Source organism: Xenorhabdus sp. Sc-CR9 (assembly GCF_963897815.1).
Taxonomy (GTDB): domain Bacteria; phylum Pseudomonadota; class Gammaproteobacteria; order Enterobacterales; family Enterobacteriaceae; genus Xenorhabdus.
On record NZ_CAWQTY010000004.1, the window covers coordinates 1 to 6815 of the forward strand.

Below are 6815 nucleotides of genomic sequence, written 5' to 3' on the forward strand. Positions count from 1 at the left end.
ACCACTGCTGCCAATTTATGTGGCAGTTGCTTAACCATGTCAAAATCTTCATGGAAACCGCTTCCTTACAACAGCAAAAACCGGGGATGAGAAAAATGGGTGTATCACAATTATGAAATCTTATTTATTGCAAAGAAAAAACTCATGAAATTAAGCTTGCAAAGGGAAAGTCGTAATGAACGTATCTGAACATAAAAAGTTAGTCTCTGAATATTTGTGCAAACTTTCTGGTAAGCAGGATTTAGGTGATTCAGTCAATATATTTGAAACAGGCTTGGTTAACTCTCTTGCCGCCATCCAATTAATTTCCTTCCTAGAAAAAAATTTCAAAATTAAGGTTGAGATTGATGACCTTGATAATGCCAATTTTTCTAGTATTCAGGCCGTCTGTAGTTTTTTGGACAGAAAGGTGGCAGCAAATGTTTAATCGTTTTTTATCCGCAGTACAGCAGGAATGGTTACAAGAATTTGAGCAGTTTTCAGCAACAGAAGTTGCGCCTTATGCTGACAAATGGGATTTAGCCGAAGCAACACCTGCCCATGTTGTACAAAAACTTGCGCGGAAAGGTTGGCTGGGTGGGTTGGCGAGAACTGAAAACGGGGGTTCAGGCTTTGATGCAACCACATTCGGGTTGCTGAACATGGCTATCGGAGCAGGCAGCGGCTCCCTGACAGGGTTGCTGAATGTACATTCGATGATGTTGAAAACCATTGAGGATTGGGGGACTCAGGAGCAAAAACAACGCTTTTTGGCATTGTTGGTGAAAGGGGAAATCATTGGTGCATTCGCGCAAACGGAAATTTCCGCGGGTGGCGACTCTAAAAATTTATCGACACAGTTTGAAGAATACGGGGATGAACTGAATGTGAACGGGCAAAAAAGCTGGATTACATTCGCCCAGATCGCCGATCTGTTTCTGGTCTTCGGCAAATACCAAGGGCTGGATACTGCTGTGTTGGTTCCCAAGGACACACCAGGATTAAAAATCACTGCCAAAAAAAATATGTTGGGATTCAGGAGTGCTTATCTGGCGATATTGGATTTTAACGATTGTCGGGTTCCTAAGGCCAATATTGTCGGGAAACCCGGATTTGGGCAAAACCTCATCTCTAACAGCGCATTGGACTATGGTCGTATCAGCGTGGCCTGGGCGGCGCTGGGAATACAGCAGGCGGCACTGGCAGCATCAGCCCATAGAGCCAACTCTCGCGTCACTTTCGGAACATTGCTTGCAGATCAGGGCATTATCCGGGGTTATTTAGCTGAAATGTCCGGTAGTCTGCTTGCCTCTCAACTCATTTGCTTATCAGCGACAAAAGCCAAAGAAACCAAGGATGAAGATGCCCTTGTGCAAATCCTTCAGGCCAAGCTTTTCGCATCACATGAAGCCGGTATTGCTGCCGCGAAAGCGGTTCAGATCCACGGTGGTCACGGTTGTGATGAGATTAATGGCATTAGCCGGCTTTATCGGGACGCAAAAATCCTTCAAGTCGTTGAGGGAAGTAATGAATTACAAAAAATGCTGATCGGAAAAGAAGTCTGTAATCGGTATCGCTATATCCGATAGATTTCTAAAAGACAGACAGCGCTGCATCAATTCATCCATAAATTAATTCCCATACTTACTGCCTGAAAAGCCAAATACATTGTTTGGCCGACGGATTTCTATTGTCCGTTGTTCGTCTATGACATCGGGCTGCAAACCCATTTCAGAACCATAAAAACTAAAAGCCAGCAATCAGAGGACTTCAGCGTCATGAAAACGGGACGATTGATTACTGATTATTTCGAAAGTACGGCGAGAGATAACCAAAATCCAGCGATACGCTGGGGAAAAGGAAGTATTTTATCTTGGGAGGAATTATACCAACGGGCGCAACGGCTGGCTCATTATCTGATTAACGAGCACGGAGTACGTCAGGGTGAGTGTATTGCCATCGGGCTTGAACGCAGTCCTGAGTTTCTGGTGGCGGCCTATGCGGTATTGCTGGCTGGTGGCGTATATTTCCCTGTGGACACCAAAACTCCGGCTGCCCGCTTGGCATCCATGCTTGCGACGGCTCAATGTCGTATCGCTTTTTGTCACATGGCACAGGAAAATTTGTTTATTCAGACGCATGTTGCACTGGAACTGATCAATGGTGAACATCTGGACAAAATATCCACGTTGCCATTTTCAGAACATACCTTACAAGACACATCTGGGACAAACACACCTCAATTACGGGCGACAGACCCCGCATATTTAATCTTCACATCTGGCACGACCGGTACTCCCAAAGGGGTTCTGGTTAATCATGGTGCGTTTGTCAATCGGCTGGAATGGCATCAGACACACAGTGAGATGACAGACACAGACATCATCCTGCAAAGAACAGCACTGACTTTTGACGTCTCTTTGTGGGAGCTTTTTCTGCCCGCATTGAATGGCGCGAGCAACTATTTGCTGCAACCGGGGCTGGAATCCTTTCCCAGAGGCATTGTGGCGGCACTGACAAACGAAAACATTACGGTTGTTCATTTTGTCCCCAGCTTGTTGAAGCCAGTGCTTCAGGAACTTCAGGATCAAGCCATTCAGAACGGTCATGCAGATTCGCCATCTCCACTGCCGGCATTGCGTCAGGTCTATGTTAGTGGGGAGTCATTGCTTGCCAGTCTGGCAGAGCAATTTCAGAACATGTTTGATTCTCGTTGCTTGTTAACCAATTTATACGGCCCGACAGAAGCGGCCATTGATGTCAGTTTTTATGACTGCATGGAAACGTCATCAACGTTGATACCTATCGGTCAGCCGCTTACTGGCTGTCAGTTATATATCGTAGATCCGGATAATTGTCTAGTCCTGATATACGTTGACACTATTTTTACTTAACGCCTGATGATGAACTTCATCCGGCGTTTTATATTTTAGCGCTAAGTGCGGCCGATACCGATTATAAATTTCTATCGATTCACTCACCATTTTGATCGCTTCTTCAAGATCAGACGGTTTACTGAGTAAAAATTCGGTTTTCAGGATGCCATTAACACGCTCTGCCAACGCATTCTGATAGCAATCGTGACCATCTGTCATTGAACAAATCACTTCATGGTGCTTATGTAACGCCTGATAGCGTTTTGAACAATATTGTAACCCTCTGTCTGAATGATGGATCAGTGATTGTTCGGCTAATTTTCGGTTTTTTAAGGCCTGCTTGTACGCCTTGATAACCGCGTCTGTTTTTAAGTTATCATGCACATGATGCCCCACGATTTTACGTGACCAGGCATCCGTAATCAGGCTTAAATATGCTTCCCCCATTTTCACGGGAAGATACGTAATATCAGCCACCCAAACTGGTTCTGGCCCCGTTGGGGTTATCTTGTTAGAACCCACTTTAAGTAAATTAGGGTGGCAGTAAAAACGATGATGACTCTGCGTCGTTTTGTGGTAAGCCCGTTTGGGTCTGACTAACAAATGATGGGTTCTGAGTAAGTCGAACAGGCTGTCTCTGCCTATTTTTAATGGGCTTGATTGATTCAACAAATACTGAAGCTTTCTCGTGCCAATACGGGGCTGCTTCAGGCGGATTGACTGCACTTGCCTCAAGGTATCCTGTTCCTGTTGTTCTTTGATGGCTATCCGCTGACATTGCTGATAATAAGCTTGCCGTGTGATACCCAGATAACGGCAACATTGAGTCACATGGAAGCCGGTTACTTTTTTCGCCTGAATGACTTGCCTCGTGGCTTTTTTACGGTAGTTACTCCATAATCCCGTTTTAACACCTCAACAACTGCCTCAAAAAACTCGGCTTTCTTTTCCATTTCAGTTAGTTGCTGTTCAAGTTCTTTTATGCGTTGCTCAGGTGTAAGCGATGAAGATGAGGTCATGGCAGCGCCTTGAGGATGTAAAGGTGTCCAACCCAGACTCCAATCTAACTGACCATGCTTCCTAAGCCAAACTAAAACGGTTGAACGCCCTTGAATACCGTACCGACTTTGGGCTTGTTTGTACGTCATCTCGCCTTTTTCAACTTGATCAACAACGGCCAATTTAAAAGCCAGTGAATAATCACGCTGAGTTCGTTTGCTTTCTGATTTCATAACACTCTCCTCAATGGATGAAGAAAAGTGTCAACCTTATTTAGGACGGGACACACACTGGATAAAAGCCTTCCATTGCAAACCGGCGCGGAAATAAAACAGCTTTGTGATGAGCTTGGTCTCTCTCCGTTCACCTTTTTTCTTGGGGTGTTTGGCATCTTGATGGCAAAAATTGCCCGTACTGAATCTTTCCTGCTTGGTGTTCCGGTAACTGGGCGTATGCAACCGGAAGAACTGGCACTGGTCGGTTATCTCGTCAATATGCTGGCCTTGAAAGTTGAGCCGGAGGCAGACGTAACAGTGGCGGATTATTTGTTGGAGCTTAATGCCCGGTGGACTGAAAGTGTGCCTTATCAAACTTATCCGATGAGCGCGTTGTTGGAAGATCTCAGCGCTGAATGTAATTTTCAGGATCGTAAGGGTAAACATCCGCTGTTTGATGTGGTGTTCGGTTACCTGCCATTGAGCCTGAATGGGGCAGATGAGTTTGATGGGGAAAATGAGTTTTCCCGGCTTGAAATGACACTGGAGGCCGTCAAGTTCGATTTGGCGATGGATGTGTCTGAAACCCGAGAATCTTTTGACTGCACAATACAGTTCCGTCAGCACATGTTCAGAAAAGATACCGTGATGGCTGTGTTTGATTACTTCTTTACTCTGATAGATGAAGTCATTGCCAATCCTGATGCGGAAATACAGGAACTACTCACTGGTCTCAATTATGGCTATACATCAACGGCATCCGTTCAGATAAATGATCGGGATGTAGATGCAGAGTTTAATTTTTAGGGGGAAAACATGAGTTTTTTCGGCACCACCCGGAATGCACTGGGTGATATTGTGATGTGGGCACATGAAGAAATGAGCATTTATCGGCGCAGTAAGAAAATACAGCGTGAAATAGAAAGCCATGATGCATTGATGCGCCTTGAATCAGCAGAATACCATAACGTGGATAAAGTCACTGATATCTCGGTTGCTGAGTTCAGTGAACGCTATTTGATGAAAAAAGTGCCTGTGATTGTGGCGGATGGTCTGAGGGATTGGCAAGCGAAGCAAATTTGGAGTTTAGATTACTTTATTCAAGAATTCGGAGATATGTCTGTGCAGTTACAGGATGCCGGATTCCAACCGAAAAGTAATGTTGAGCTGCGTACTTATTTACAGGAAATTGCGTCGTTACCTGCTGTTGAGTTGGGTGAAATGGGAAGTGATCTGGATTATCTCCGTTACACCTATGATTCATTTTTTAAGCATCTGTTATTCACGTGGGGATTGGGACATCGGGTAAAAACGGATTCATTTAGTTTCCGGGCGTTTCAACACATTCAGGCGCATTGGCAGCGGCCTTATTTCCTGCCTGAAAGCGGCTATAAGATCCCTTGGGTTCAGGCTGGCTCCCTTCAACCTAATAAGCGAATGTGTCAGGACTGGGGGCTTTATTTCTCTGCTCCGGGCGCGTGTACCCGTTTACATGTTGACGGAATGAGAACGAATGCGGTGTTGTGCCAGGTGGTGGGTAGAAAAGCGGGATGGATTTTTTCTGAGTCACTGGAAGATGTGGTCAGAAATACCGCAGAAGGACGCGCTGATTTATCGCGATCGGTGTATCAATCTACAGACCAAACCAGTGGTGAGGCAAATCAGGGTGTTCAGTACCAGAATAAGGATCGTATCTGGCAATTCGATCTACTGCCGGGTGAGATTATGTTGATCCCTAAGGGATTGTCCCATGAAGTACATACTTTATCGCCCAGTATCTCTTTAACTTACAATTTTCTCACCAATGCGGAGTACCGGGATTATTTTAATTTCAAAAGCCAGCGGGGACACGGTTGGATAGCGGACGCTCCGATTGCCGCTATTCCTGAGTTCGCACGTATTTATCAGCACAATGCCATTTCTACTATTCTCTGATTTTTAACTTTTACGCTTTAATTTTTAACTGCTATCTGATTTCTGAATAGGAACGGATCAGCCTGTTGTATACCTTATGCATCGATTTGAATGTGAAGCATTGATGGATAATGACATATTGCGATTTCTTAAGCAGTATGCGTGAAAATAATACGGACTGTATTGGGGGCACAATCTTTTTCCTGGAGGACATTTTTACCTGTTTATACGCGATGAAGTGATCTTGATCTTATGGGACGAAAAAACCTGTTTGAGAGTGGATAAATCCACTTCCGCAGTACTTTCCCGGAGTTTTTTGAATGAGCGCCAAAATGCGCTTACTGATTCCACCTAAAGCGAGTAAGAAGTATGTCTTTATTTTCAAAAACGATAACCGATTTTTGGCAAACTCCATTGTTGAATGGAGATGTTCTCTATAGTGATGACGTTTTTACTATTGCCACTAACGCCAATCTGGAAGAAGAAGATCGACTGATGGTTCTGGAAACGACTGATGGCCGGGTGATGGCGGTTATGACGCCTGAAATGGCTGAAAAAGCGGGGCTTTATAACCAAGCAATAATGTCTGAGTCGATCTTCCGCCAGAAATTGAATGAGGCAGATATTACCCTGCATGGCGCTGATTATATTTTTTACTTTTCAGAAGCAGAAAAGAGTGCATTGCTAGATAGTGTCGTCATGAGATTCTCAACCAAAGAGCGAGGCAGCGGATTTGGACTGCGGCAAGAAACGATGCACTATTTTTGGCATAACGGGTCGCTATACCACGCCAGCGCTTCAAATGGAGAAAGGCATTTTCAACCAAATGCCT

Annotated in this window: 7 protein-coding genes and 2 pseudogenes; 6 read left to right on the forward strand and 3 right to left on the reverse strand. The window is 44.7% G+C overall.

The features are described 5' to 3' along the window. The 4 genes and pseudogenes from AACQ81_RS00145 to AACQ81_RS00160 all read left to right on the forward strand — a co-directional run. Positions 1-116: pseudogene (locus AACQ81_RS00145) on the forward strand (IS630 family transposase); the annotation flags it as partial. A gap of 59 nt (positions 117-175) precedes the next feature. Continuing rightward, a complete protein-coding gene (locus AACQ81_RS00150; RefSeq protein WP_237388307.1) occupies positions 176-427 on the forward strand; it encodes an acyl carrier protein in 252 nt (83 codons plus the stop codon). Further along, positions 420-1568 (forward strand): acyl-CoA dehydrogenase family protein, encoded by a 1149-nt coding sequence (locus AACQ81_RS00155; RefSeq protein WP_237388308.1) that lies wholly within the window; start codon positions 420-422, stop codon positions 1566-1568. Before AACQ81_RS00150 ends, AACQ81_RS00155 begins: the two co-directional genes overlap by 8 nt. Before the next feature lie 189 nt (positions 1569-1757). Beyond that, a complete protein-coding gene (locus tag AACQ81_RS00160) occupies positions 1758-2873 on the forward strand; it encodes an AMP-binding protein (RefSeq protein ID WP_237388309.1) in 1116 nt (371 codons plus the stop codon). Here AACQ81_RS00160 and AACQ81_RS00165 read toward each other — a convergent pair. Next, positions 2838-4087, reverse strand: a protein-coding gene (locus AACQ81_RS00165) for an IS3 family transposase (protein ID WP_237388310.1) whose coding sequence is annotated in 2 segments (ribosomal slippage) — positions 2838-3739 and positions 3739-4087 — 1251 coding nt in all. Because the reading frame shifts where the segments join, the coding sequence is not laid out codon by codon here. The two genes, AACQ81_RS00160 and AACQ81_RS00165, sit on opposite strands and share 36 nt — an antisense overlap. A 27-nt stretch (positions 4088-4114) precedes the next feature. Between AACQ81_RS00165 and AACQ81_RS00170 the strand changes: the two genes are divergently transcribed. Continuing rightward, entirely contained in the window at positions 4115-4876 is a 762-nt protein-coding gene (locus AACQ81_RS00170; protein ID WP_237388311.1) for a condensation domain-containing protein, read from the forward strand. 9 nt (positions 4877-4885) lie between these two features. Then, on the forward strand, positions 4886-6004 hold the full coding sequence (locus tag AACQ81_RS00175) for a cupin-like domain-containing protein (RefSeq protein WP_237388312.1): 1119 nt from the start codon (positions 4886-4888) through the stop codon (positions 6002-6004). A gap of 360 nt (positions 6005-6364) precedes the next feature. On the opposite strand, the gene AACQ81_RS00180 is transcribed toward AACQ81_RS00175, so the two are convergent. Together AACQ81_RS00180 and AACQ81_RS00185 are read right to left on the reverse strand one after the other, a co-directional pair. Next, a complete protein-coding gene (locus tag AACQ81_RS00180; protein WP_237388313.1) occupies positions 6365-6559 on the reverse strand; it encodes a hypothetical protein in 195 nt (64 codons plus the stop codon). Positions 6560-6680: 121 nt separating this feature from the next. Continuing rightward, a pseudogene (locus AACQ81_RS00185) lies at positions 6681-6815 on the reverse strand (IS5/IS1182 family transposase); the annotation flags it as partial.

Coding starts and splice junctions, on each gene's coding strand:
- AACQ81_RS00150 (WP_237388307.1), top strand. CDS start 176: ATGAACGTATCTGAACATAAAAAGTTAGTCTCTGAATATTTGTGCAAA.
- AACQ81_RS00155 (WP_237388308.1), top strand. CDS start 420: ATGTTTAATCGTTTTTTATCCGCAGTACAGCAGGAATGGTTACAAGAA.
- AACQ81_RS00160 (WP_237388309.1), top strand. CDS start 1,758: ATGAAAACGGGACGATTGATTACTGATTATTTCGAAAGTACGGCGAGA.
- AACQ81_RS00175 (WP_237388312.1), top strand. CDS start 4,886: ATGAGTTTTTTCGGCACCACCCGGAATGCACTGGGTGATATTGTGATG.